Genomic DNA, 24,097 nt, shown 5'->3' with positions numbered 1-24,097 from the left:
GCGGCCCGGGGTCTGTGGCGGTCAGGCCTGACGGCTCGTGCGCGCCGTCAGGCGCGCAGCCAGACCGCGGTGTCGGGGGCGAGGCGCGTCGGTGGCTCCGACGCGTCCGCCCCGTGCGGGGTGCCGCTGTGGAGGAGGACCTCCGCGTCCGCGGGCAGCGGCACGTCCTCGGTCCCGAGGTTGACGACGCACGTGACCGCGCGGTCGTCGTCGCCGCGGGTGTCCTCGCGGACGAACGCGAGCACGTCGTCTCCGAGCGCGACCCCATCGAGGGAGTCGAGCCAGCGGAACGCCTCGCCGTGCAGCGCGGGCTCCGCGCGCCGCGTCGCGAGCACGCGGCGGTAGAGCGCGAGCATCGACGTCTCGTCGTCGGCCTGCGCCTCGACGGACACCTCGCCCCAGCCCGCGGGCTGGGGCAGCCAGGGCTGCGCGCCGCCGTCGGGCCCGAACCCGTTGCTCGTGCCGCCGCGCGTCCACGGGAGGGGGACGCGGCAGCCGTCGCGACCGGGGTCGACGCCCTCGGAGCGGAAGTGCATGGGGTCCTGGATCGCGTCGAGCGGCAGGTCCTCGACCTCGGGCAGGCCGAGCTCGTCGCCCTGGTAGAGGTAGAGCGACCCCGGCAGCGCCGCCGAGAGCAGCGCCGCGGCGCGGGCCCGACGGCGGCCCGTCTCCAGGTCCGTCGGCGTGCCGAAGCGCTTGGTCGCGAACGCGAACGAGCTGTCCTCGCGCCCGTACCGCGTCACGGGACGCGTCACGTCGTGGTTCGAGAGCACCCACGTCGCGGGCGCCGCGACCGGGGCGTGCGCGTCGAGCGTCGTCTGGACCGACTCGCGCAGCGCCTTCGCGTCCCACGGGCGCGCCATGAAGTCGAAGTTGAACGCCGTGTGCATCTCGTCCGGGCGCAGGTACTGGGCGAACCGGGCACGGTCCGCGAGCCACACCTCGCCCACGAGCACGCGGGGCTCCTCGTAGGAGTCCGCGACGGCGCGCCAGCCGCGGTAGATGTCGTGGAGCTCGTCGCGGTCGACGTGCGGGTGCTCGCCCGGGCCGGGGTGGGCCGGGACCTCGGGCAGCGCCGGGTCCTTGACGAGCTGGGCCGCCGAGTCGATGCGGATGCCCGCGGCGCCGCGGTCGAACCAGAACCGCAGGATGTCCTCGTGCTCCCGACGCACGTCGGGGTGGTTCCAGTTGAGGTCCGGCTGCTCGGGCGCGAACACGTGCAGGTACCACTCGCCGGGCGTGCCGTCGGGGTTCGTCGTGCGCGTCCACGTGCTGCCCTGGAACTCGGAGACCCAGCGCGTCGGGATCTCGGAGCCGTCGTCGCCCTTGCCCGGGTGGAACCAGAAGCGCTCGCGCTCGGGCGACCCGGGGCCGGCCGCGAGGGCCGCCTTGAACCACTCGTGCTCGGACGAGACGTGGTTGGGGACGACGTCGATGATCGTGCGGATCCCGAGCTCGCGGGCCTCCGCGATGAGGCGCTCCGCCTCGGCCAGCGTGCCGAACTGCGGGTCGATCGCGCGGTAGTCCGCGACGTCGTAGCCGCCGTCCGCGAGCGGGGACACGTACCAGGGGGTGAACCAGATCGCGTCGACCCCGAGGTCGCGGAGATAGGTGAGGTGCTGGCGCACGCCCGCGAGGTCGCCCGTGCCGTCGCCGTTGCCGTCCGCGAAGCTGCGCACGTACACCTGGTAGATCACGGCGCTGCGCCACCAGTCGGGCGACGCCGCCGCCGGCTCCCGCACCGCCTGCGCGAGGGTCGCGTCGGGGGTGGGTTCGCCGTCGGCGACTCGGGGGTGATCGTTGCTCACCGCGTCCTCTTCCGTGAGTTCGTGGGCTGCACGTGCCGGGGCCGTGTCTCGCCTGCTGCTGCGCACTGCGTTCGTTCCGACCGGGTGGGGCGCCCGGGACGGCCGTCGTGCACCGGGTGCCGACCGCGCCGTCGTGGAAGACTGTAACTAGACGACAGGATGCGCGCAAGAACCTGACAGCGCCGTTATCGAAACGCTATCTCTCGACGTCGGGAGACCTACGCCACCTTGCGCCCGACGGACCCCGACCGCGCCGAGCCCGGGGATGTCGGCGGGCTCGACCCCCGCCGTGCCGACGACCCCGGGTTCGGCGACCGCGGGAGGGCACGACGACGAGGGCCCCGGTCCGGCGCGCGCGAGCGGCCGGGCCGGGGCCCTGGAGGAGCGGAGTGCGGGCTAGGAGGCGGTGGCCTCGCGCCCGGCGGTGTGCGCCGCCGCGGTCGAGCCGCGCACGACGAGCTCGGGCTCGAACAGGAGCTCGTCGCGCGAGACGTCGGCGCCCGCGATCATGCTCGCGAGCAGGTCGACCGCGGCCCGGCCCATGGGCTCGATGGGCTGGCGGACCGTGGTCAGCGCCGGGTCGGTGGAGTTCATGAGGTTCGAGTCGTCGTAGCCGACGACGGAGACGTCCGTCGGGACGTCGAGACCCGCGCGCCGCACCGCGCGGACGGCGCCCAGGGCGAGCGGGTCGCTCGCGCACACGATCGCCGTCGCGCCGGCCTCGAGCAGCCGGTTCGCGGCGGCCTGCCCGCTCTCGAGCGAGTACTGGCTGTGCACGACGAGCGACGGGTCGAGCACGTGCCCCTGCCGCTCGGCGAACGCCTGCGCCGCGGCGAGCTTGCGCTCGGACGGCACGTGGTCCGCCGGCCCGAGCAGCAGGCCGACCTTCTCGTGGCCGAGCGAGAGCACGTGGCCGAGCGCCTGGTTCATCGCGACGAGGTCGTCGCACGAGACGCGCGGGAAGTCGAGGTCCTCGATCGAGGCGTTCATGAGCACGACCGGCAGCCCGAGCTTCTCGAGGCGGCGGAAGTGCGCGTGGTCGGCCAGGCGCTCGGCGTAGAAGCCGCCCGCGAAGATCACGCCGGACACGTGCTGACCCAGGAGGAGGTCGATGTACTCGGCCTCCGTGACGCCTCCGGCGGTCCGTGTGCACAGCACCGGGGTGAAGCCCTGCTGCGCGAGCGCGCCGCCGATGACCTCGGCGAACGCCGGGAAGATCGGGTTGACGAGCTCGGGGAGCACGAGCCCGACGAGGCGACCGCGCTCGCCGCGCAGCTTGGTGGGCCGCTCGTAGCCGAGCACGTCGAGCGCGGTGAGCACCGCGTCGCGCGTCGCCTGCGACACCCCCGGCTTCCCGTTGAGCACGCGGCTCACCGTGGCCTCGCTGACACCGACCTTGGTGGCGACCTCCGCCAGACGTCTCGACATGCCGCCGACTATACGCCGCGCTGCAAGCCGCTTGCGTGATTCCGAGGCGCCCGAACGCATGCTTGCGTCAAGGAGGATCGCGCATGTCCGCGCCCGCGGCACGGTTCTGCCGAACACGACATGAGGGTCGTTCTGGCGCTCATACCGACCGCCATGTCGTTCTCGGCGCGGGCCGGAGCGGGTTCGAGGCGGGGAGGGGATAGCCCGGCTCGGGTGGGGGTGGGGAGTCGGCGGCGGTAGCGGCTAGGCTCGTTCGGTGTCCTTCCAAAAGGTGCCCGCGCCCCATCCCGCGTCCACGACGGACCCGTTCGGGATCGTCCCTGCTCCTGCGGCGCTGACGCCCGGCGGGGGCACGACCGCCGTCGTCGACGGGGCGCGGGTCGTGGCCGACCCGGCGCTGCGTGCCGCCGCGCGCTGGTGGCGCCGCGTGACCGAGGACGCCTTCGGCCTCGACCTCGTGCCGGCCGGCGCCTCGGAACCCCGCACCACGGTGACGTTCGCGCTCGACGGCGACCTCCCGGCGTCGGGCTACCGCCTCACGGTGGACGCCACCGGCGCCCGCGTGGACGCCGGCGACCTCGACGGCGCGCACGCCGCCGCGCAGACGCTCCGTCAGCTCGCCGGCCCGGCCGCGTTCCGCCGCGCCCCGGCCGACGCCTCCGCCACCCCGACGCTGGTCCTCCCGCACGTCACGATCACGGACCACCCCCGGTTCCCGTGGCGCGGCGTGCTGCTCGACGTCGCGCGCCACTTCCTGCCCACGGCCGACGTGCTGCGCTTCGTCGACCTCGCGGCGGCGCACCGGCTCAACGTGCTGCAGCTCCACCTCACGGACGACCAAGGCTGGCGCATGGAGATCGCGCGCTACCCCCGGCTCACCGAGGTCGGGGCGTGGCGGCGTGAGTCGGGCGTCGGCACGTGGCGCGCCGGAGTCTTCGACGGCCGCCCCCACGGCGGCTTCTACACGCAGGACGACCTGCGCGAGATCGTCGCGTACGCGCGCGAGCGCGGGGTGACGGTCGTGCCGGAGATCGACGCGCCGGGTCACGTCGAGGCCGCCGTGGCGGCGTACCCCGAGCTCGGCACGCGCAAGCAGCCGCACGAGGTGCGTACGACGTGGGGCGTGAGCACCGAGGTGCTCGACCCGTCCGAGGAGTCGCTGACGTTCTTCCGGCACGTGCTCGACGAGGTGCTCGACGTGTTCGACGCGCCGTTCGTGGCGATCGGCGGCGACGAGGTGCCGACGACGCTGTGGCGCGAGAACCCGGCGATCGTGGCGCGCGCGGAGGCGCTCGGGCTCGACGACGTCGGCGGGCTGCACGGCTGGTTCCTCGCCCGGCTCGCGGAGCACGTCGCGTCGCGCGGGCGCCGCGCGGTCGTGTGGGACGAGGCGTTCGGCCCCGCGCTCCCGCGCGACGTGGTCGTGACGTCGTGGCGCGGCTGGGCCGTCGGGGCGGACGCGCTCGCCGCCGGGCACGACGTCGTCATGGCGCCGGAGCAGGTCGTCTACCTCGACCACCGCGGCGGCGACGCCCCGGACGAGCCGGTCCCCGTCGGGTTCCTCAGCACGGTCGACGACGTGTACGCGTTCGAGCCGCTGCCGGCGGGGCTCACGGGCACGGACACCGACCCGGGCACGGGCACGGGCGGGCCCGGTGCGGGCCGCACCGGCGCGCTCCTCGGCGGCCAGGCGGAGCTGTGGTCCGAGCACCTCGACTCCGCGCGCCGCGTCGACTACGCCGCGTTCCCGCGCCTCGCGGCGTTCGCGGAGGTCATGTGGTCGCCCGAGGCCGACCGCTCCCCCGGTTCGCCCGCGTCGCGCGCGTTCCGCGAGCGCCTGGTGACGCACCACCTGCCGCGCCTCGACGCGTACGGGGTCGAGTACCGGCCGCTCGACGGCCCGCACCCCTGGCAGACCCGGCCCGGCGTCGCAGGCTGGCCGCGGGACCGCGCGGCCGAGCTCGCCGCGGGCGGCCTGCGCGGCGTGGGCGGCTGGGTCGAGGGGCGCGACGAGGACGAGGGCGGCCCCGCATGAGCGCGCTCGTGGTCCGTGGCGCCCGGCTCGTCGGGCCCGACGGCGGTGCCTCCTCTCCCGTGGACGTGACGGTCCGCGGGGGCCGGGTCGAGAGCGTCGACCCCGCGGCAGGGACCGGAGCGCTGCCCGACGACGTGGCGTTGGTCGAGGCCGACGGGCGTCTGCTGCTGCCGGGGTTCGTGGACGCGCACGTGCACGGCGAGGCCGCGGTGCTCGACGAGGACGTGCAGCTCGCGATGCTGCGCCAGGGGGTGACGAGCGTCGTCGTCGGGCAGGACGGCGTGTCCTACGCGCCCTCGCCCACCCCGGGTGAGCAGCGCACCGCGGGCGACGAGACGGCGTCGGGCCTGCACGACGCGGCGACCTGGGCGAGCGGGTACTTCGCCGCGATCAACGGCGAGCACCCCACGTTCCGCGGCGGGTCGGTCGCAGACCTGCTCGCGACCTACGACCGCACGACGCGCGTGAACGTCGGCTACCTCGCCCCGCACGGCACGATCCGGTACGCGGTCCTGGGCGCGGCGGCCCGCACCGCGACGCCCGCCGAGACCGACCGCATGCGCGCGCTGCTCACCGCCGCGCTCGACGACGGCGCCCTCGGCATGTCGACCGGCCTGGAGTACGTCCCGGCGACGTACGCCGACGAGGCCGAGCTCGTCGCCCTCACGAGCATCCTCGCGGCGCGCGGGGTCCCCCACGTGTCGCACATGCGCGGCTACGAGGACAAGGCCGGCCCCGCGTTCGCCGAGCTCGTGCGCGTCGCGCGCGCGTCGGGCGTCGCGACGCACGTCTCGCACTACCACGGCCCGGCCGCGGAGCTGCTGGGCTACGTCGACGACGCCCACGCCCAGGGCCTGGACGTCACGTTCGACTCCTACCCGTACCTGCGCGGCTGCTCGATCCTGTCGATGGTGTCCCTTCCGACCTGGCTGCCCATCGCGGACGTCGACGCGACCGTGGCCGCGCTGACCGACCCGGCCGTCCTCGACCGCCTGCACCGCGAGCACTTCCCCACCCTGGCCGACCTGTGGCCCCGGGTGACGATGGCCGCGGTCCCCACCGGGGCATCGGCAGGCGCACCGGCCGGCGAGCCCGCCGACGACCTCTCCTGGGCGGAGGGCATGACCCTGCCCGACGTCGCCGCCCGCCTGACCCTGACGCCCGCCCAGGCCGCGGTGCACCTGCTCGTCGCGACGCGCCTGCGCGCCTCGTGCGTGTTCGCCCAGCCCCCGACCAACTCGCCCGAGTCCGTGCGCGCCCTGCTGCGCCACCGCGCGCACGTCGGCGGGTCCGACGCGATCTACGCGCCCGTCGGAGGTGGTGGCCGGCCGCACCCGCGCGGGTGGGGCGCCTTCGCGCGCTTCCTCGCCGAGCACGTGCGTACGCTCGGGGACTGGACGTGGCACGACGCCGTCACGCACCTGTCGACGCGACCCGCCGCGCGGTTCGCGCTCGCCGGGCGCGGCGTGGTCGCGCCGGGCGCGGTCGCGGACCTCGCGCTCGTCGACCCCGACCGGGTGCGCGACGAGGCGACGTACGAGGACCCGCGCCGCCCGGCGTCCGGCGTCGCCGACGTGCTCGTGGCGGGCGTGCCCGTCCTGCGCGACGGCTCGCTCACCGACGCCTTCCCGGGCCGACCGCTGCGCCCGGGCGCGCCGGCGACGTGAGCCGCGAGCCGTCCAGCACGAGAGCCCCACTCCCGAGGAGGACCACATGACCGGCACGACGGACGACGTCGCGCGTCCCGCACCCGACCGACCCTGGGCGGGCGACGTCGTCGGGCCCCGGACCAAGGGGTTGCGGCTCGGCGCCTCGGCGACCGTCGCGGACGTGCTCGCGGGCTCGCCGCGCCTCACGGACGCCGCGTTCTCCTGGCCGCTGCTCGCGCTCGACGACGCGACGCTCGACCACAACGTCGGCGTCGTGGCGCGCGTGTGCGCGGAGCGCGGCGTCGAGCACGCGCCGCACGTGAAGACCACCATGTCGCGCGCCCTCTACGCGCGGCAGGCTGCCGCGGGCGCGTGGGGCGCGACCGTCGCGACACCGGCGCAGCTCCGGACGGTGCGCGACTGGGGCGTGCCGCGCGTGCTGCTCGCGAACGAGCTGCTCGACCCGCGGGAGATCGCGGGGCTGCGCGACGACCTGTCGAGCGTCGTCGACGGGGCCCCCGACGAGGTGTGGCTGTGCGTGGACTCGCCGCACGGCGTCGACCTGCTCGCGCGCGGTCTCGCCGACGCGCCTGCCGCGGTCCGGGCGCGCCTCGGCGTGCTCGTCGAGCTCGGCGTCCCGGGCGGGCGCACGGGCGTGCGCAGCACCGCCGCGGCGCTCGACCTCGCGCGCGCGGTCCGCGCGTCCGGCCTGCGGCTGCTCGGCGTCACGGGGTACGAGGGCTCGGTCGCGGGCGGCACGACCGACGACGAGCTCGCCGCCGTCGCCGCGTGGTGCGACGGCCTGCGCGACCTCGGCGCCGCGTTCCTCCGCGAGGGCCTCGCGGGCGTCGACGAGCCGCTCGTGCTGTCCGCGGGCGGCAGCTCGTTCCTCGACGTCGTGCTGGCCGAGCTGCCCGGACCCGTCGCGGCCGGCGACGGAGTCGAGGCCGAGGTCCGCGTCGTCGTGCGCTCGGGTGCGTACGTCACGCACGACCACGGCTTCTACTCGCGCACCGACCCGTGGAGCCGCATCCCCGGCGCGGAGCCGCTCCGGGGCGCCGCGACGGTCTGGGGCCAGGTGCTGTCCGTCCCGGAGCCGGGCCTCGCGATCTGCGGCATCGGGCGCCGCGACGTGTCGTTCGACATCGACCTGCCCGTCGCGCTCTGGCTGCGCTCGCAGTCCGACGACGGCTGGCTGCCCGCGCGCGAGCTCGCCGGGACGCGCGTCACCGCGCTCAACGACCAGCACCTCTACCTCGCCCTCGACGCGGGTGCCGGCCAGGTCACCGGTCCCGCGACCGCCCAGGTGCGCCCGGGCGACGTCGTCGGCTTCGGCATCTCCCACCCCTGCACGACGTTCGACCGCTGGCGCGTCGCCGCCGTCGTGCGCGGCGACGAGGTCGTGGACCTCGCGACCATCGATCTCTGACCATCGCCCGTGACCACCTCCACCCCGCGACCCCGTAGAACCGAGAGGACACCATGACCAGCGAGAAGACCGCGATCTCGACCCCCGACGCCCCGGCCCCCGCGCACACGTTCCACCAGGGCGTGCGCAAGGGCCCGTTCGTCCAGGTCTCGGGCCAGGGCCCCGTCGACCCCGCGACGAACGAGTACCTCTACCCGGGTGACGTCGCCGCGCAGACCACGCGCACGCTCGAGAACGTGCGGGCGATCGTCGAGGCGTCCGGCGCGACGTTCGACGACGTCGTCATGCTGCGCGTCTACCTCACCAAGCGCGAGGACTTCCCGATCATGAACGACGCGTACGGCGCGTTCGTCGCGCAGCACACCACGAACGGCGTGCTCCCCAGCCGCACCACGGTGTTCACGGGCCTGCCGCGCGAGGAGATGCTCGTCGAGATCGACGCCTTCGCCATCACCGACTGATCCCGCCCCGCGCTGTGGGCGTGAGACGGGCCCGGTTCTCGGTCGAGAACCGGGCCCGTCTCACGCCCACGGCCGGTCGGCGGGTCAGAGCAGGTGCGCGAGCAGGATGCGCAGGCCGAGCAGCACGAGAACGGCGCCGCCCGCGACCGTCGCCCAGCGGCCCAGGCGCTCGCCCGCACGCGCGCCGAGGCGCACCCCGAGGCCGGACAGCACGAGCGTCACGACGCCCACGAGCGCGACGGCGGGAAGGATCGGGACGCCGAGCACCGCGAACGTGACGCCCGACGCCGCGGCATCGATCGAGGTCGCGATCGCCAGCGGGAGCAGCACTCGGTAGGCCACCCGGGGTCGCCGGGTGGCGGGCGGCGCGAGCGTCGCGACGGCCGCCGGCGCGCCAGACGCACCGCCGTCCGCGGCCGCGGCCTGGTCCCCCGCCGGTCCCTCCACATGCTCGACGGCGTGCTCGGCCTCGTCCTGGAGGCCCTCCTTGACCATGTGCGCGCCCACGAACGCGAGCATCCCGCAGGCGATCCACGGCGCGACGCCGGAGACGGCGTCGGCGAACCACGTGGACAGCGCCCAGCCCGCGAGCGGCATGAGGGCCTGGAAGAGGCCGAAGAGGACCGCGACGCGCGCGGTCTCCCGCCACGTCGGGCGCCGCATCCGGGTGCCCTGCGCGAGCGCCACGGCGAACGCGTCCGCCGCGAGCGCGACGGCGACCACCACGAGCTCGAGAATTCCCACGGGAAAGCAGCCTAGAAAGCGCCGAAGGAATGCGTCCAGGGGCGTCGTGGTGACGCTGGTCTCGGCATTTCCGGACGTGGTTCCCGGCATTCCTGGACACGCTTTCCCGCATTCCTGGATACGGACGTCCGCAACCTCGGGTGCGGGCGTCCGCGGCACCGGCCGCGCCCGCGTGGGAGGCGACGCGTAGCGTGCGCGGCGGAGGTGACGATGCTCGCGACGATCGCCGTGGAGGGGTACCGCTCCCTGCGCAGCCTCGTGCTGCCGCTCGACCGGCTCACGGTCGTGACCGGGGCCAACGGGACCGGGAAGTCGAGCCTGTACCGCGCGCTGCGCCTGCTCGCGGAGTGCGCTCTCGGGGGCGCGGTGGGGGCGGTCGCACGCGAGGGCGGGCTGCGCTCGACCCTGTGGGCCGGGCCGGAGCAGGGCGGCAGCCGCGCGCTGCGCGACGGCGGACCGGTGCAGGGCACCCGGCGGACCGCGCCCGTCGCGCTGCGGCTGGGGTTCGCGGGCGCGGCCCCGGGCGACCTCGGCTACGCCGTCGACCTCGGGCTGCCGCAGCACCCCGGCTCGGCGTTCGGACTCGACCCCGAGATCAAGGTCGAGACGATCTGGTCCGGACCGGCCCCGCGACCCGCGACGCTCCAGGTCGAGCGGCGCGGGCCCGCCGTCCGCGTGCGGGACGACGCCGGGCGCTGGGTCTCCTCCCCCGCCCGGCTCCGGTCGTTCGACAGCGTGCTCACCGAGCTCGTCGACCCGGTGGGCGCGCCGGAGGTCGTCGCGGTGCGGGAGACCCTGCGCTCGTGGCGGTTCTACGACCAGCTCCGCACCGACGCCGGCGCCCCGGCGCGCGCGCCGCAGGTCGGCACCCGCACGCCCGTCCTCGCGCACGACGGCGCGGACCTCGCCGCCGCCCTCGAGACCGTGCGCGACCTCGGCCGCGGCGACGAGCTCGACGACGCCGTCGCGCGCGCGTTCCCCGGCAGCCGCCTCGCGGTCCAGGCCGACGACGGACGGTTCGAGCTCGCCCTCCACCAGCACGGCCTGCTGCGACCGCTCACCGGCGCCGAGCTCAGCGACGGCACGCTGCGGTACCTGTTCCTCGTGGCCGCGCTGCTCTCGCCGCGCCCGCCCGCGCTCCTCGTGCTCAACGAGCCCGAGACGAGCCTGCACCCCGACCTGCTGCCCGCGCTCGGCGCGCTCGTGCACGCCGCGGCCCGGGAGACGCAGGTCGTCGTGGTGACCCACGCGGCGCCGCTCGTCGCAGCGCTGCGGGACGCGACGGCGTCGGGAGCGGCCGACCTGCCGGGTCCCGACGACCTCCTCGAGGTCGAGCTCGTCCGCTCGCCGTTCGGCGAGACGACCGTCGCCGGGCGTGAGGGCCTGCTCGACCAGCCGCCCTGGACCTGGCCCCGGCGGTGACACCGGCGGCGCGGGCGTCCGGGCTCGAGCCCGCCTCGGGGGCGGTCAGCGCCGCGAGGCGACGTGGAGGCTCGTGACCGTCGCGGCGAGGTCGGTCAGCCGGGAAGCAGTCCGGTCGAGGAGCTCGTCGAGCTCGATGGGGCCGGGAGCGATGCTGAACGCGGCGGCGATGCCGGCGTCGCGCGCCTGGTGCGCCGGCAGCAGGACGCGCCCCGCGAGCACGACGACCGGCGGACGGTGCGGCGCCTCGGCGGCGAGCGCGCCCATCGCGTCGGCGACCTTCCCGTTGACCGACTGCGAGTCGAACGACCCCTCGCCCGTGACGACCAGGTCCGCGCGACGGATCGCGTCCGGCAGCCCGACGGCCTCGGCGACGAGGCGTGCGCCGGGCTCCAGCTCGGCTCCGAGGACGCCGACCATCGCCGCGGGCACGCCGCCCGCGGCCCCGGCGCCCGCGAGCTCGGACACGTCGAACCCGGCCTCCTCGGCGAGCACGCCCGCCCAGCGGCGCAGCGCGTCGTCGAGGAACGCCACGTCGGCCTCCTGGGCACCCTTCTGCGGGCCGAACACGTGGGCGGCGCCCCGCTCGCCGTGCAGGGGGTTGGTCACGTCGACCGCGAGGCGCCAGCGCACGTCGCGGGCGCGCGGGTGCAGCCCGGACAGGTCCAGGCGCGCGACGCGCGCGAGCCCCTCCCCGCCGTCGGGCACCTGCGCGCCGGTGGCGTCCAGGAGCCGCGCGCCGAGACCGGTGAGGATCCCCGAGCCGCCGTCGGTCGAGGCCGACCCGCCGAGGCACACGATCACCTCCTCCACGCCCGCGTCGAGCACGGCCGCGGCCGCCGCGCCGGTGCCGAGGGTGTGCGCGTGCAGGGGCTGGAGCGCGACGTCGCTCACCTGCGGCAGACCGCTCGCCTCCGCGAGCTCTACGACGCCCAGGCGCCCGTCGGCCGAGACCCCGTACCGCGCGGTGCGCGGGCGCCCGATCGCGTCGACCGTCGCGACCTCGCGCGCCGGCACGCCCCACACCGCGAGGAGCGCCTCGAGCGTCCCCTCGCCGCCGTCGGCCATGGGGAGCTCGACGACCTCGGCGTCGGGGACGACGCTGCGGATCCCGGCGGCGACGGCGTGCGCGACGTCCGCGGCGCTCAGGCTGCCCTTGAACGAGTCGGGCGCGACGACGACGCGCAGCGGGCCGTCGGGGCGCGGCTGGGCGGGACCGGTCGGGGTGGTGCTCGGCGTTGAGGACACGCTCGCATCCTAGGCAGCCGGACCCGTCCTGGTCCGCCCGGGAACGGACGGACCGGACGTGTTCCCCGCCACAGCGGTCAGGGTCGCCGCCCGTCCGCCCGGGGGTCCACCGCGTCCGGGATCGTGGACTGCGCCGCGCGCAGCCGCTCGAGGAGCGCGCCGAGCGTCGCGAGCTCGTCGTCGTCGAGCGCCCCGCCCACGTAGGTCGCGATGGCCCGGGCGTGCGCGCGGCCGGTCGCTCGCTGGAGGTCCCGACCCGCCGGGGTGAGCCGGACGAGCGTGCCGCGTGCGTCGTCGGGCGCGGACGTCCGCTCGACGAGGCCGCGCGTCGCCAGCCGGTCCACCATGCGGCTCAGCGAGGGCTGGCTGAGCAGGATGTAGACGTTGAGGTCGCGCAGGCGCATGCCCTCGTCGGGGCCCTTGGTGAGCGAGAAGAGCACGTCGTACTCGCGCAGGGTCAGGCCGTCCCAGACGGGGTCCGACTGGAGCCGGCGCATGATGGTCACCTGCGCCCGGAAGAGCGACTCCCACGTCTCGACCGCGAGGCGCGGGCTCGCGTGGCCGGGTGCGGTCACGGGCCCGTCGTCGCGGTAGCCCTGCTCGGCCATGACACCCCCGGACGGCTCGATCGATGCGTTCGCATCGACCTTATCGGCTGAGCGACGGGATCAGCGGCCGAGCCGGCGCTCGCGCTGGGAGTACGCGCGCAGCGCGCGCAGGTAGTCGACGCGCCGGAAGTCGGGCCAGTAGGCCTCGCAGAAGTAGAACTCGGAGTGCGCGCTCTGCCAGAGCAGGAACCCGCCGAGGCGCTGCTCGCCCGACGTGCGGATGACGAGCTCCGGGTCCGGCTGGCCCTTGGTGTACAGGTGCTCCTCGATGTGCTCGACGTCGAGGTTCTCCGCGAGGTCCTGGAGCCGCGCGCCGGCGGCCGCCTGCTCGCGGAGGTAGGACCGCACCGCGTCGGCGATCTCGTGCCGGCCGCCGTACCCGATGGCCACGTTCACCTGGAGCCCGTCCACGGAGGCCGTGCGCTGCTGCGCCTCGCGCAGCGCGGCCGTGAGGCGCTCGGGGAGCAGGTCGAGCCGGCCCATGACCCGCAGGCGCCAGCGGCCCGAGTCGGCGAGGTCGCGCACCGCGTCCTCGATGATGTCGAGCAGCGCGGAGAGCTCCTCCTGCGAGCGCGAGAGGTTGTCGGTCGAGAGCATCCACAGCGTGACGACCTCGACGCCCTGGTCCTCGCTCCAGCCGAGGAACTCCGCGATCTTGTCCGCACCGCGGCGGTGGCCGGTCGCCGTCGACTCACCGAACGAACGCGCCCAGCGCCGGTTGCCGTCGAGGATGACGCCCACGTGGCGCGGCACGCTCTCGTGCGAGAGGGTCGCGGCGAGGCGACGCTCGTAGAGTCCGTAGACAGGGCGGGGCAGGCGCACGACGGTTCCTCGACGGTGGAAGGACGGGGTGTCGCCCGGCGGGCTGGTCCTTTTCGGGACGAGCGGGCCGAACCCGCACACGCTACCGCTCCGCATCGCTCGGACGGCAGGGCGGCGGCGGCCGCCCACGCCCCTGCCCAGGATCTTCACACCGCGGCGCCGTCCGCGGTCATCTACCTACGCTGCCGTAACCTACGATGGCGTAGGTTGACCGGGACGGCACCGCACGCCGGCCCCGTCAGACCGAGCACGACCCTGACCGCGCCCGATCCGGCCCGACCCCGAGGAGACGCCGTGGACCGACCGACCGACCGCGACCGCACCCCGAGCGCACCCGACGCGGGCGCCCTGGAGAGCGTCCGCGAGAGCGTGGGCGACGCCGTCGAGAAGGTCGCCGAGGCGGTCAAGCCCCGCCTGCGCGGGTGGATCCACGCCGGGACGTTCCCCTTCGTCCTCGTCGCGAGCATCGTCCTCGTCGTCGTCGCGCCGCCGGTCGCGGGCAAGGTGTCGTGCGCGATCTTCGGGCTCAGCGCGTGCCTGCTCTTCGGCACGAGCGCGGTCTACCACCGCGGCACGTGGTCGCCGCGCGTCGCCGGGGTCCTCCGCCGCGCCGACCACTCCAACATCTTCCTCATCATCGCCGGCACCTACACGCCCCTCGCGGTGCTCCTGCTCCCCCAGCGGACCGCGACGATCCTCCTCGCGATCGTGTGGGGCGGAGCCGTCCTCGGCCTCCTCGCCCGGATCCTGTGGCTCGACGCCCCGCGCTGGGTCTACGTGCCCATCTACGTAGCGCTCGGCTGGGTCGCCGTCGGCTACATGCCGCAGTTCTGGACCACGACGAACGGGCCGGCGATCGTCTGGCTCGTCGCCGCGGGCGGCCTCGCCTACACGCTCGGCGCCGTCGTCTACGGCATCAAGAAGCCGAACCCCAGCCCCCGCTGGTTCGGCTTCCACGAGATCTTCCACGTGCTCACCGTCGTCGGCTTCACGTGCCACTACGTCGCGATCATGCTGGCGGCGGTCGCGGCGCGCTGAGCGCGCCGCGGGCTCAGTCCCGAGGGACGACGGCGTAGCGGCGGTTGGCGAGCGACGGGTTGCGCTCGCGCACGCTCGCCAGGGCCGCGGGATCGAGGTCGGCGCTGCGCAGCTCGGCGCCCTCGCCGAGCTCGAGACCCACCTGGCCGTCCGGGCCCACGAGGACCGAGCGGCCGGTCACGCCCTTGCCCGCCTGGCCGACCGCGAGCACGACGGCGGTGTTCTCGATCGCCCGCGCCCGGGCGAGGGTGCGCCACTGGTCCGCCTTGAGGTCGCCCGCCGCCCACGCCGCGGGCACGACCAGCACGTCCGCACCGGCGTCGACGAGCCGCCGCGCACTCTCGGGGAACCGCAGGTCGTAGCACGTCATGACGCCGAAGGACAGGTCACCGAGGCGCAGGACCAGCGGGGGCGCCGCCGGGTCGCCGGCGTCGAGCCGGTCCGACTCGCGGTGCCCGAACGCGTCGTAGAGGTGGACCTTGCGGTACGTGCCCACGAGCTCGCCGGACGCGTCGACGGCGACCACGACGTTGACCGCACGTCCGGCTGCGCTGCCGGGCACGAGGGTGCCCGCGATCGCGGCGACCCCGTGCTCGCGCGCGAGCCGGCACAGGGTCGTCACGAACGGCCCGTCGAGCGGCTCGGCGTGCTCGACGCCCGTACCTCGCGGGTCGAATCCGGCCGCGTACTCGGGGAGCACGAGCAGGTCCGCGCGCACGCGCGCCGCCTCCCGGAACGCGGCGCCGACCGTGACGAGGTTGGCCGCGTGGTCGGCCGACACCTCGAGCTGGCCGATGGTGACCCGCGCCCCGGTGGCCACGGTCAGCCCTGCCGCGCGGGACCGCCGCCGGGCGCCCCGCCGGGCGCGCCGCCGTCGGGTGCCCTGTCGTCGCCCGTCGCGCCGCTGGGGGACTCTCCGTCGGAGGTCGCGCCACCGTCGCCGTCGCCCGGCTCCAACGGTCCGTCCGCGCCGATGCCCTGCACCTCGGCGTTGTGCCGCATGCGCCGGAGCTGGCGGGACAGCGCGAAGAAGAGGCCGACGGTCGCGAGGGCCACCGCGAAGATCGCGAGGAAGCCGACGAGGCCCGGCGACACGTCGTTCGGGTCGAGGTCCTCGCGCAGGGGGTCGTCCGAGGGGCTCGGCGTCGCGGTCTCGGCCACGACGTCGGCCGCCCAGCCCGGGCCGCCCGCACCGGTCGCCGCCAGGGAGTCCACGAGGGACGTCGTCGTGGTCACGAGGCCGCCCCCTCGCTCGCGACGAGCTCGCGGACGCCCGCGAAGAGGTCGTCCTCGGGCAGCTGCGTGGGGACGCGCGACTCGGCGAGCTCGAACTCCTCGAACGGCCACACGTCGACCTCGAGGTCGCGCGGGATCGCGAAGAAGAAGCCGTCGGGGTCGATCTGCGAGGCGTGCGCGATGAGCGCCGCGTCGCGCTGCGCGTAGTAGCGCGCGACGTGCACACGCGTCGTGACCTCGCGCTCGGGGATCTCCCGCGCGGACCGCGACTCGACCCAGTCGCCGAACGGCGACTCCAGGCCGGCACCCTGCATCGCCTCGTGCAGCGTGCGGATGCGGTTCATCGAGAAGTCGTGGTTGTAGTACAGCTTGAGCGGCGCCCACGGGGCCGCGCCGCCCTCGCGGCGGTAGCGGTCGGGGTCGCCCGCGGCGTGGAACGCCTCGAACGCGACGCGGTGGCACATGACGTGGTCGGGGTGGGGGTAGCCACCCGACGGGTCGTACGTCGTCACGACGTGGGGCCGGAACTCGCGCACGAGCTCGACGAGCGGCGCGGCCGCCTCCTCGAGCGGGACCAGGCCGAACGAGCCCTCCGGCAGCGGGGGCAGCGGGTCGCCCTCCGGGAGCCCCGAGTCGACGAACCCGAGCCACTGCTGGCGGACCCCGAGCGCGCGCGCCGCGGACGCCATCTCGACACGGCGCAGGGCGCGCATGCCCTCGATGCCGTCGGGCCCCTCGCCGAAGCTCGGGTTGAGGATGTCGCCGCGCTCACCGCCCGTGCACGTCGCGACGAGCACGTCGACGCCCTCGGCCGCGTAGCGGGCGGCCGTCGCGGCGCCCTTGCTCGACTCGTCGTCGGGGTGGGCGTGCACGGCCAGCAGACGGAGCGTCTCCGGCTGCTCGCGGTGGGTGGTCGATCCGGCCGCGGGTTCGGCCACTGGTCCTCCCGGGTACGTCGTACGTCTCCTCGCACGGCCGGACCTGTCGTGGGTGCACGACGAGCGCCCGGGCTCTGCGAAGATGGGTCGAGGACATGATCCCCCACCGCGCCCACACCTGACGAACCGCCGGGACCACCGGCAGGACGCCGGGCCTGCGACCGGACGCGGCGGCACCGACCACGGGACCGCACCATGACGAACGAGACCACCGCCCCGCAACCGAGCCCGGGTGCCCCCCTGCGACCGCCGGCGGGCCGCTACGGTCCCGAGCCGACCGAGCGGCGCCGACGCCTGGCCGTCGTCGGGATCGTGCTCGTCGCGATCGTCGGGCTCGCGATCACGCTCGTCATCGGGCTGCGGTACGCGAACGAGCCGGTGCGGTTCAAGGACTTCGGCTACACCGTCGTGAGCCCGGAGCGCGTCGACGTGACGTTCGAGGTCTACATGGACCCGGGGACGACGGCGACGTGCACGCTCGACGCCCTCGCCGAGAGCTTCGCCCAGGTCGGGACGGTCGACGTGACGGTCGGCCCGGTCGAGGTCACGGAGTCCCGGTACACGGTGAGCGTGGCGACCTCCGAGCTCGCCACGACGGGCATCGTCCAGTCCTGCCGCGTCGCCCCGTGACGGACCCCGGGGTGTCGGCCCCGCGCGCAGACTGACCTGCGGCGTCGCTGTCGGAGCCCTGTGCTTTGCTATCCTGAGGGATTCCCGCACCCGATCGTGTGGAGCCCGAGACTGCGTGCTGGTGACAGGCACGCGTCCTCCGGGCACCCCGGCGACCAGCGGGAGACCAGTCCTACGCGCTGCCACCCGGCCAGCGTCACCGACCCGGGCAGGCAGGCGCACCGCGAACGCACGCGCCCCGGCTGCCCGTACCCGTACGGCCGTGCGACCGACCCGGCCGTCGACCATGGAAAGGAAGGAGCGAACCGTGACCGACACCACCGTCACCTGGCTGACCCAGGAGGCGTACGACAGGCTGCAGGCCGAGCTCGCCCACCTGTCCGGCGAGGGCCGTACCGAGATCGCGGAGCGCATCGCCGCCGCGCGCGACGAGGGCGACCTCAAGGAGAACGGCGGCTACCACGCCGCGCGTGAGGAGCAGGCCAAGAACGAGGCCCGCATCCGCGAGCTCACCGAGAAGCTGCGCAACGTGCAGGTCGGGACCCCGCCGGACGACGGCATGGTCGAGGCCGGCATGGTCGTCACCGCGGTCGTCGCGGGCGACGAGATGACGTTCCTCCTCGGCTCGCGCGAGATCGCCGGCACGACCGACCTCGACGTGTACTCGCCGACGTCGCCGCTCGGTGCCGCGATCGACGGCAAGACCGTCGGTGACGAGACGAGCTACACCGCGCCCAACGGCAACGAGATCGCCGTGAAGATCGTCGCCGCGAAGCCCTTCGAGGGCTGACGCGCCACCCGCGGACGCTCCGACGGCCCGGCCCCTCTGCGGAGGTGCCGGGCCGTCGTCGTCAGAGGCCGGGCGACCCGCCGTCGCTGCGCTCGACGCGGTAGCCCTCGGAGCGCAGGTGCGCGACGAGCTCGTCGCAGTGCTCCGGCCCCTTGGTCTCCACCTGCATGCGCACCCACGCCTCGCCGATCGCGAGGCCCACGTCGGTGCGGTCGTGGTCGATGTGCATGATGTTGCCGCGCTTGGTCGCGATGACCTCGAGCATGCGCGCGAGGGCGCCGGGGCGGTCGTCGAGCAGCACCTGGAGCTGGATGTACCGGCCGGCCGCCGCGAGGCCGTGCCGCACGACCCGCAGCAGCACGAGCGGGTCGATGTTCCCCCCGGACAGGACGACGACGACCGGTCCCTCGACCGGGTCCGCCGCGCCCGCGTCGACCGCGGCCGTCCCGGACAGGAGCGCGGCGACGCCGGTGGCCCCCGCGGGCTCGACGAGCAGCTTGGCGCGCTCGGCGACCATGAGCAGCGACCGGGAGATCTCCTCCTCGGTCACCGTGCGGACCTCGACGCCGTGCTGGGCCAGGATCCCGAACGGCACGTGCCCGGGCGTCCCGACCGCGATGCCGTCGGCCATCGTCGCGGCGAGCCGCGCCGTCGTCGGCTCCCCCGCGGCGAGCGAGCCGGGGTAGGCGGCGGCGCGCTCCGCCTGCACGCCGATCACGCGTACGTGCGGCGCCGTCTGTGCGAACGCCCCGGCGAGTCCCGCGACGAGCCCGCCGCCGCCGAGCGGCGCGATCACGGTCCGGACGTCCGGCACCTGCTCGAGGATCTCCAGCGCGATCGTCGCCTGACCGGCGACGACGTCGGGGTGGTCGAACGGGTGGATGAACACGGCGCCCGTACGGTCGGCCTCGGCGCGGGCGGCGGCGAGGGTCTCGTCCACGTCCGCGCCGACGAGCCGGACCTCGGCGCCGTACTGGCGCGTCGCCGCGACCTTGGGCAGCGCGGCGTCGACCGGCATGTACACGACGGCCCGGATGCCGAGCAGACCGGCCGCGAACGCGACGCCCTGCGCGTGGTTGCCGGCGCTCGCCGCGACGACGCCGCGGGCCTTCTCGTCGTCGCTCAGGCGCGCCATGCGCACGTACGCGCCGCGCACCTTGAACGACCCCGCGCGCTGGAGGTTCTCGCACTTGAGCAGCACCCGGACGCCCGCGGCCTCGCTGATGGCGCGCGTCGTCTGGACCGGGGTGCGGTACGCGACGCCGTCGAGCAGGCGCGCGGCGTCGCGGACGTCGTCGAGCGTGACCGACAGCGGTCCTGACGTCACCGCGTCTCCCCGGGCGCGTCCTCCACGGGGCCGGCGTCCTGCGGGTCGACGACGGCGGAGTCCTCCCCGGCGCCCGCCCGGGACCGACGGCGCGCGCCCACGTCCTCGAGGTCCGCCTCCGCGCGCGCGATGACCGGGGGCTGCGGACTCCCCCGCACCACGACGCGGTCGTCCGTCCCGAGCTCGGGGAACTTGTCGTGCCCGTGCAGGTAGAGGACGACGGTGTTGAGGACCGCGGCGATCGGGACGGCGAACAGCGCGCCGACGATGCCCGCGGCGAAGCTGCCCGCCGCGACGACGAGCAGCACGGCGACCGGGTGCAGCGACACGGCGTGGCCCATGAGGAACGGCTGGAGGATGTGGCCCTCGATCTGCTGGACGAGCAGCACGATGCCGAGCATGACCAGTGCCTGGACCCAGCCCTGCGCGACGAGCACGACGAGCACCGCGATGGACCCGGTGACGATGGCACCGACGATCGGGATGAACGACCCGACGAACACGAGGATGCCCAGCGGCAGCGCGAGCGACGGGACGAAGAACGCGGCACCGATCCCGATGCCGACGGCGTCGACCGCCGCCACGAGGATCTGCGTGCGCGTGTACGCGGCGAGCGTGACGATGCCGCGGCGACCCGCCTGGTGGACGTTGTCGCGGGCACGCAGGGGAAGCAGCCCGACCACCCAGGACCAGATCGTGCGCCCGTCGAGCAGGAAGAAGAACGTGCAGAACAGCGCGATGAGGGCGCCCGCGACCACGTGGCCGATCGTCGTGGCCGCGCCGAGCGCACCGGAGACGATCGAGTCCTGGTTCTCCGAGACCGCGGTCCCGGCCTGGTCGAGCCAGTGCGAGATCGTCGTCGAGTCCAGGCCGAGCGGGCCGTCGGCGAGCCACTGCGTGAACTGCTCGAAGCCCTCGACCGCCTGGTCGCGCAGGTCCTGGAAGCCGCTGACGATCTGCTGCCCCGCGATCGCCACGAGCCCCGCGACGACGACGATGAGCGCGATGAGCGCCGCACCGGACGCGAGGCCGCGGGACATGCGCAGATGACGGCGGAAGAAGCGCTGGACCGGCGTGAGCAGCACGGTGAGCAGGAGCGCCACCGCGATGGGGACGACGATCACCTTGAGCTGCGTGACGAGCCACAGGCCCGCCGCGATCGTCAGGCCGATGAGCAGGAGCCGCCACGACCAGGCGGCGGCCGAGCGCACCGAGTCGGGCACCGCCGCCGCGCCGGGTCGCCCGGGAGGAAGCGGGTCGGGGGTCCTGTGCTGGTCGGCCTGCGCGCTCACAGCGCAACACTAGGCGAGCGGCCCGCCCCGCGCGCCGACGAGCGCCCGCGACGCGCCCGGGTGTGCGCAGGATCTCCCCACGGCGCGGCGAGCGCCCGGGGCTAGGCCAGCGCCTGCGTGAGGTCCGCGACGAGGTCCTCGACGTCCTCGATGCCCACGGAGAGGCGGACGAGGTCGTCGGGGACCTCGAGCGCCGTCCCGGCGACGGAGCCGTGCGTCATGCGGCCCGGGTGCTCGATGAGCGACTCGACTCCGCCGAGCGACTCCGCGAGCGCGAAGACCTGGGTCCGGGCGCACACGTCGAGCGCCTTCGCCTCGCTGCCCGCACGGAACGACACCATGCCGCCGAACCCGCTCATCTGCCGCGCCGCGAGCTCGTGCCCGGGGTGCGAGGCGAGGCCGGGGTAGATCACCTCGGTGACCGCGGGGTGGGCGGCGAGGAAGTCGGCGACGGCCGCGGCGTTCGCCTGGTGGCGGTCCATGCGCACCGCGAGGGTCTTGAGACCGCGCAGCGTGAGCCACGCGTCGAACGGCCCGGCGATGGCGCCCGACGCGTTCTGGTGGAACCCGACCGCGCCGGCGACGTCGGTCCCGCCCGCGGGCGACGCGAGCCCGCCCGGGAGCTGCGCGCCCGACGCCACGACGAGCGCTCCTCCGACGACGTCGCTGTGCCCCCCGACGTACTTGGTCGTCGAGTGCACGACGACGTCCGCGCCCAGCGCGAGCGGCTGCTGGAGGTACGGGGTCGCGAAGGTGTTGTCGACGACGAGCAGCGCGCCGGCGTCGTGCGCGACGCCCGCGAGCGCCGCGATGTCGGAGACCCCGAGCAGCGGGTTGGTCGGTGTCTCGACCCACACGACACGCGTCTCGGGGCGCACCGCGGCCCTGACGGCCTCGACGTCCGTGAGGTCGACGGGCGTGTGCTCCACGCCCCACGGCCCGAACACCCGGGCGATGAGCCGGTACGTGCCGCCGTACGCGTCGTCGGGCACGATCACGTGGTCCCCGGGACGCACGACGGCGCGCAGCAGCGTGTCCTCGGCGGCGAGCCCGGAGGCGAACGCGAACCCGCGCGCGGCGGGCGAGCCGTCCGCCGTCGGGCGCAGGCCGCCGGACTCCGCCGCCGCGAGCGCCTCCTCGAGCGCGGTGCGCGTGGGGTTCGCGGAGCGCGAGTACTCGTAGCCGCCGCGCAGTCCTCCGACGCCGTCCTGCTTGTACGTCGAGACCTGGTGGATCGGCGGCACGACGGCGCCGGTCGTCGCGTCCGGGTCCTGGCCCGCGTGGATCGCACGCGTGGAGAAGCCGGTGGTGGTCCAGTCGGGGTGCTCGCTCGAGGTGGTCACCTGGCCAGCCTACGGCGCACCGCCTGCTCGGCCGCGGTGGCGACGGGCGTCGTCGCGCGGGACGGTGGGTGGGGCGGCGCGCGTCGCCCGGCGCGGAGGGAGCACGCATGGAGATCGACCTCGGCGGGCGCAGGGCGCTCGTCACCGGCTCGGCGCAGGGCATCGGCCTCGCGATCGCCCGCGCCCTCGCGGGGTGCGGGGCGGCGGTCGTCGTCAACGGGCGCTCGGAGGAGACGTCGCAGCGGGCTGCCGACGACGTCCGCGAGCACGTGCCCGGGGCCGACGTGCTCGGTGTGGCGGCCGACCTCGCGACCGACGAGGGCACGGCGGCGGTGCTCGACGCCGTGCCACACGTCGACGTCCTGGTGAACAACCTCGGGATCTTCTCGAGCGAGGACCCGCTCGCGATCGACGACGCCACGTGGCGCCGCTACTTCGAGGTGAACGTCCTCGCGGGCGTGCGGCTCACGCGCGCCTACCTGCCGGGGATGGTCGAGCGCGGCTGGGGCCGGGTGCAGTTCGTCGGGAGCGACTCGGCGGTCGTGATCCCGGCCGAGATGATCCACTACGGCGTGAGCAAGACGGCGCTGCTCGGCGTCTCGCGCGGGTTCGCCAAGGCGGCGGCGGGCACGGGCGTCACGGTGAACAGCGTGCTCGCGGGCCCCACGCACACGGGCGGGGTCGAGGCGTTCGCGCGCGAGCTCGTCGGCGACGACCTGCCGTGGGACGAGGCGCAGCGCGTGTTCATGCGCGAGCACCGCCCGCAGTCGCTGCTCCAGCGCCTCATCGAGCCGGAGGAGATCGCGCACCTGGTCGCCTACCTCGCGTCGCCGCTCGCGTCGGCGACGACGGGTGCGGCCGTGCGCGTCGACGGCGGCTACATCGACTCGATCGTCCCGTGAGAGGCTCGTGCCGTGCGCCCGCCCGGCTCGCGGCGGGCCGGCGTCGGCCCGGAACACCCGCCGCCCCCGCGGCGTTCTACCCCGTGCCAGGACGATGCGTCGTGGGCCAGCGCCCCGGTCGTCCGGGTACTTCAGGAGGTAAGCGATGAACTCGATCTTCGACGCGATCTTCGGCTCGTCCGGCAAGACGACGATGATCGCCCCCGAGGACGCGCTGCCCGGGCGCCAGTCGCCCGTGCTGCAGACCCCGCGTCCCCACACCGTGCTCGGCACGTCGATCACCGGTCCGTGGCCCGAGGGCACGCGCGTGCTCTACCTCGCGATGGGCTGCTTCTGGGGCGCCGAGGAGATCTTCTGGCAGGTCCCCGGGGTGGTGAGCACCGCCGTCGGGTACATGGGCGGCACGACGCCGAACCCCACCTACGAGGAGGCGTGCACCGCGCGCACCGGCCACACCGAGACGGCGCTCGTCGCGTACGACCCCACGAAGGTCTCCGAGGAGGAGCTGCTCAAGATCTTCTGGGAGCGCCACGACCCGACGCAGGGCTACCGCCAGGGCAACGACGTCGGCACCCAGTACCGGTCCGCCGTCTACTGGACGACGCCGGAGCAGGAGCAGGCGGTCCGCGACACCGCGGCGCGCTACTCGGCGGTGCTCGAGGCCAAGGGCTACGACCCCGTGACGACCGAGATGCGCCCCGCGGCCGAGGCCGGCCCGTTCTACTACGCCGAGGACTACCACCAGCAGTACCTCGACAAGAACCCGAACGGCTACCGCTGCCACGCGACCACGGGAGTCCCCTTCCCGAGCGCCGCGTAGCACCTGCCGAGAGAAGAGGAGCGGCCCCCGATCCCCGCGGATCGGGGGCCGCTCCTCGTCCCTCGCCCGCGCGACGGCCCCGGCGCCCCGTCCCGCCGGGGTGCGTGCCGCACCGGGCCCGACGCAC

22 protein-coding genes are annotated in these 24,097 nt (G+C 75.2%); 10 read left to right on the top strand and 12 right to left on the bottom strand.

What is annotated here, in order from left to right; translation table 11 throughout:
- Positions 1–47: 47 nt before the first annotated feature.
- Both FB00_RS06415 and FB00_RS06410 read right to left on the bottom strand, forming a co-directional pair.
- On the bottom strand, positions 48–1,742 hold the full coding sequence (locus tag FB00_RS06415; RefSeq protein WP_172820010.1) for a glycoside hydrolase family 13 protein: 1,695 nt from the start codon (positions 1,740–1,742) through the stop codon (positions 48–50).
- Between the two features lie 462 nt (positions 1,743–2,204).
- Positions 2,205–3,236, bottom strand: a complete 1,032-nt coding sequence (locus FB00_RS06410) for a LacI family DNA-binding transcriptional regulator (RefSeq protein WP_047232076.1) — start codon at positions 3,234–3,236, stop codon at positions 2,205–2,207.
- Between the two features lie 256 nt (positions 3,237–3,492).
- Between FB00_RS06410 and FB00_RS06405 the strand changes: the two genes are divergently transcribed.
- The 4 genes from FB00_RS06405 to FB00_RS06390 are packed head-to-tail and all read left to right on the top strand — an operon-like array spanning position 3,493 to position 8,810.
- Positions 3,493–5,271: a beta-N-acetylhexosaminidase gene (locus tag FB00_RS06405; protein ID WP_231581742.1), complete on the top strand. Its 1,779-nt coding sequence runs from the start codon at positions 3,493–3,495 to the stop codon at positions 5,269–5,271.
- The gene (locus FB00_RS06400; protein ID WP_047232075.1) at positions 5,268–6,938 is read left to right on the top strand and encodes an N-acyl-D-amino-acid deacylase family protein; all 1,671 of its coding nucleotides are present in this window, start codon (positions 5,268–5,270) and stop codon (positions 6,936–6,938) included. The genes FB00_RS06405 and FB00_RS06400 overlap by 4 nt, the downstream gene beginning before the upstream one ends.
- 46 nt (positions 6,939–6,984) lie before the next feature.
- Entirely contained in the window at positions 6,985–8,349 is a 1,365-nt protein-coding gene (locus FB00_RS06395; protein ID WP_047232074.1) for an alanine racemase, read from the top strand.
- Between the two features lie 53 nt (positions 8,350–8,402).
- Positions 8,403–8,810: a RidA family protein gene (locus tag FB00_RS06390; protein ID WP_047232073.1), complete on the top strand. Its 408-nt coding sequence runs from the start codon at positions 8,403–8,405 to the stop codon at positions 8,808–8,810.
- An 84-nt stretch (positions 8,811–8,894) separates the two neighbouring features.
- Here the strand turns inward: FB00_RS06390 and FB00_RS06385 are convergent, their stop codons facing one another.
- Positions 8,895–9,554 (bottom strand): manganese efflux pump MntP family protein, encoded by a 660-nt coding sequence (locus tag FB00_RS06385; RefSeq protein ID WP_047232072.1) that lies wholly within the window; start codon positions 9,552–9,554, stop codon positions 8,895–8,897.
- 210 nt (positions 9,555–9,764) lie between these two features.
- On the opposite strand from FB00_RS06385, the gene FB00_RS06380 reads away from it, so the two are divergent.
- Complete coding sequence (locus FB00_RS06380) at positions 9,765–10,976, top strand: AAA family ATPase (RefSeq protein WP_047232071.1); 1,212 nt, start codon at positions 9,765–9,767, stop codon at positions 10,974–10,976.
- Positions 10,977–11,021: 45 nt separating this feature from the next.
- Here FB00_RS06380 and FB00_RS06375 read toward each other — a convergent pair whose 3' ends face one another.
- The 3 genes from FB00_RS06375 to FB00_RS06365 form a co-directional block, all read right to left on the bottom strand.
- On the bottom strand, positions 11,022–12,224 hold the full coding sequence (locus FB00_RS06375; RefSeq protein WP_082141059.1) for a glycerate kinase: 1,203 nt from the start codon (positions 12,222–12,224) through the stop codon (positions 11,022–11,024).
- Positions 12,225–12,301: 77 nt separating this feature from the next.
- Positions 12,302–12,832, bottom strand: coding sequence for a MarR family winged helix-turn-helix transcriptional regulator (locus tag FB00_RS06370; protein WP_052877496.1), 531 nt, complete (start codon positions 12,830–12,832; stop codon positions 12,302–12,304).
- Between the two features lie 60 nt (positions 12,833–12,892).
- Positions 12,893–13,654: an isoprenyl transferase gene (locus tag FB00_RS06365; RefSeq protein ID WP_047232070.1), complete on the bottom strand. Its 762-nt coding sequence runs from the start codon at positions 13,652–13,654 to the stop codon at positions 12,893–12,895.
- Positions 13,655–13,948: 294 nt separating this feature from the next.
- Here FB00_RS06365 and trhA point away from each other — a divergent pair, with 294 nt between their 5' ends.
- Positions 13,949–14,692 (top strand): PAQR family membrane homeostasis protein TrhA, encoded by a 744-nt coding sequence (gene trhA, locus FB00_RS06360; RefSeq protein ID WP_047232069.1) that lies wholly within the window; start codon positions 13,949–13,951, stop codon positions 14,690–14,692.
- A 13-nt stretch (positions 14,693–14,705) separates the two neighbouring features.
- On the opposite strand, the gene FB00_RS06355 is transcribed toward trhA, so the two are convergent.
- The 3 genes from FB00_RS06355 to mca are packed head-to-tail and all read right to left on the bottom strand — an operon-like array spanning position 14,706 to position 16,866.
- On the bottom strand, positions 14,706–15,512 hold the full coding sequence (locus FB00_RS06355; protein ID WP_082141058.1) for a carbon-nitrogen hydrolase family protein: 807 nt from the start codon (positions 15,510–15,512) through the stop codon (positions 14,706–14,708).
- 2 nt (positions 15,513–15,514) lie between these two features.
- The gene (locus FB00_RS22280) at positions 15,515–15,928 is read right to left on the bottom strand and encodes a hypothetical protein (RefSeq protein WP_047232068.1); all 414 of its coding nucleotides are present in this window, start codon (positions 15,926–15,928) and stop codon (positions 15,515–15,517) included.
- Positions 15,925–16,866: a mycothiol conjugate amidase Mca gene (mca, locus tag FB00_RS06345; RefSeq protein WP_047232067.1), complete on the bottom strand. Its 942-nt coding sequence runs from the start codon at positions 16,864–16,866 to the stop codon at positions 15,925–15,927. The genes FB00_RS22280 and mca overlap by 4 nt, the downstream gene beginning before the upstream one ends.
- A gap of 195 nt (positions 16,867–17,061) precedes the next feature.
- On the opposite strand from mca, the gene FB00_RS06340 reads away from it, so the two are divergent.
- Together FB00_RS06340 and greA are read left to right on the top strand one after the other, a co-directional pair.
- Positions 17,062–17,496: a DUF4307 domain-containing protein gene (locus FB00_RS06340; protein WP_047232066.1), complete on the top strand. Its 435-nt coding sequence runs from the start codon at positions 17,062–17,064 to the stop codon at positions 17,494–17,496.
- Positions 17,497–17,803: 307 nt separating this feature from the next.
- The gene (gene greA / locus FB00_RS06335; protein ID WP_047232065.1) at positions 17,804–18,286 is read left to right on the top strand and encodes a transcription elongation factor GreA; all 483 of its coding nucleotides are present in this window, start codon (positions 17,804–17,806) and stop codon (positions 18,284–18,286) included.
- A gap of 61 nt (positions 18,287–18,347) precedes the next feature.
- Here the strand turns inward: greA and ilvA are convergent, their stop codons facing one another.
- From ilvA to FB00_RS06320, 3 genes are all read right to left on the bottom strand, one after another.
- Positions 18,348–19,613: a threonine ammonia-lyase gene (gene ilvA / locus FB00_RS06330; protein WP_047232064.1), complete on the bottom strand. Its 1,266-nt coding sequence runs from the start codon at positions 19,611–19,613 to the stop codon at positions 18,348–18,350.
- The gene (locus FB00_RS06325) at positions 19,610–20,905 is read right to left on the bottom strand and encodes an AI-2E family transporter (RefSeq protein ID WP_052877495.1); all 1,296 of its coding nucleotides are present in this window, start codon (positions 20,903–20,905) and stop codon (positions 19,610–19,612) included. Before FB00_RS06325 ends, ilvA begins: the two co-directional genes overlap by 4 nt.
- Positions 20,906–21,006: 101 nt before the next feature.
- A complete protein-coding gene (locus FB00_RS06320) occupies positions 21,007–22,248 on the bottom strand; it encodes a cystathionine gamma-synthase (protein WP_047232062.1) in 1,242 nt (413 codons plus the stop codon).
- Positions 22,249–22,355: 107 nt separating this feature from the next.
- On the opposite strand from FB00_RS06320, the gene FB00_RS06315 reads away from it, so the two are divergent.
- Positions 22,356–23,150, top strand: coding sequence for an SDR family NAD(P)-dependent oxidoreductase (locus FB00_RS06315; RefSeq protein ID WP_047232061.1), 795 nt, complete (start codon positions 22,356–22,358; stop codon positions 23,148–23,150).
- 145 nt (positions 23,151–23,295) lie between these two features.
- Complete coding sequence (msrA, locus tag FB00_RS06310) at positions 23,296–23,970, top strand: peptide-methionine (S)-S-oxide reductase MsrA (RefSeq protein WP_047232060.1); 675 nt, start codon at positions 23,296–23,298, stop codon at positions 23,968–23,970.
- Positions 23,971–24,097 lie beyond the last annotated feature (127 nt).

The organism is Cellulosimicrobium funkei (assembly GCF_001019615.1).
GTDB lineage: Bacteria > Actinomycetota > Actinomycetes > Actinomycetales > Cellulomonadaceae > Cellulosimicrobium > Cellulosimicrobium cellulans_E.
This window is presented reverse-complemented; position numbering and strand designations above follow the sequence as displayed.

Bases quoted from the DNA above. Each gene is read 5' to 3' on its own strand.
- FB00_RS06340 (WP_047232066.1), top strand. From the start codon at position 17,062: ATGACGAACGAGACCACCGCCCCGCAACCGAGCCCGGGTGCCCCCCTG.
- FB00_RS06395 (WP_047232074.1), top strand. From the start codon at position 6,985: ATGACCGGCACGACGGACGACGTCGCGCGTCCCGCACCCGACCGACCC.
- FB00_RS06380 (WP_047232071.1), top strand. From the start codon at position 9,765: ATGCTCGCGACGATCGCCGTGGAGGGGTACCGCTCCCTGCGCAGCCTC.
- FB00_RS06315 (WP_047232061.1), top strand. From the start codon at position 22,356: ATGGAGATCGACCTCGGCGGGCGCAGGGCGCTCGTCACCGGCTCGGCG.
- FB00_RS06370 (WP_052877496.1), bottom strand. From the start codon at position 12,832: ATGGCCGAGCAGGGCTACCGCGACGACGGGCCCGTGACCGCACCCGGC.
- FB00_RS06410 (WP_047232076.1), bottom strand. From the start codon at position 3,236: ATGTCGAGACGTCTGGCGGAGGTCGCCACCAAGGTCGGTGTCAGCGAG.
- FB00_RS06390 (WP_047232073.1), top strand. From the start codon at position 8,403: ATGACCAGCGAGAAGACCGCGATCTCGACCCCCGACGCCCCGGCCCCC.
- msrA (WP_047232060.1), top strand. From the start codon at position 23,296: ATGAACTCGATCTTCGACGCGATCTTCGGCTCGTCCGGCAAGACGACG.
- FB00_RS06400 (WP_047232075.1), top strand. From the start codon at position 5,268: ATGAGCGCGCTCGTGGTCCGTGGCGCCCGGCTCGTCGGGCCCGACGGC.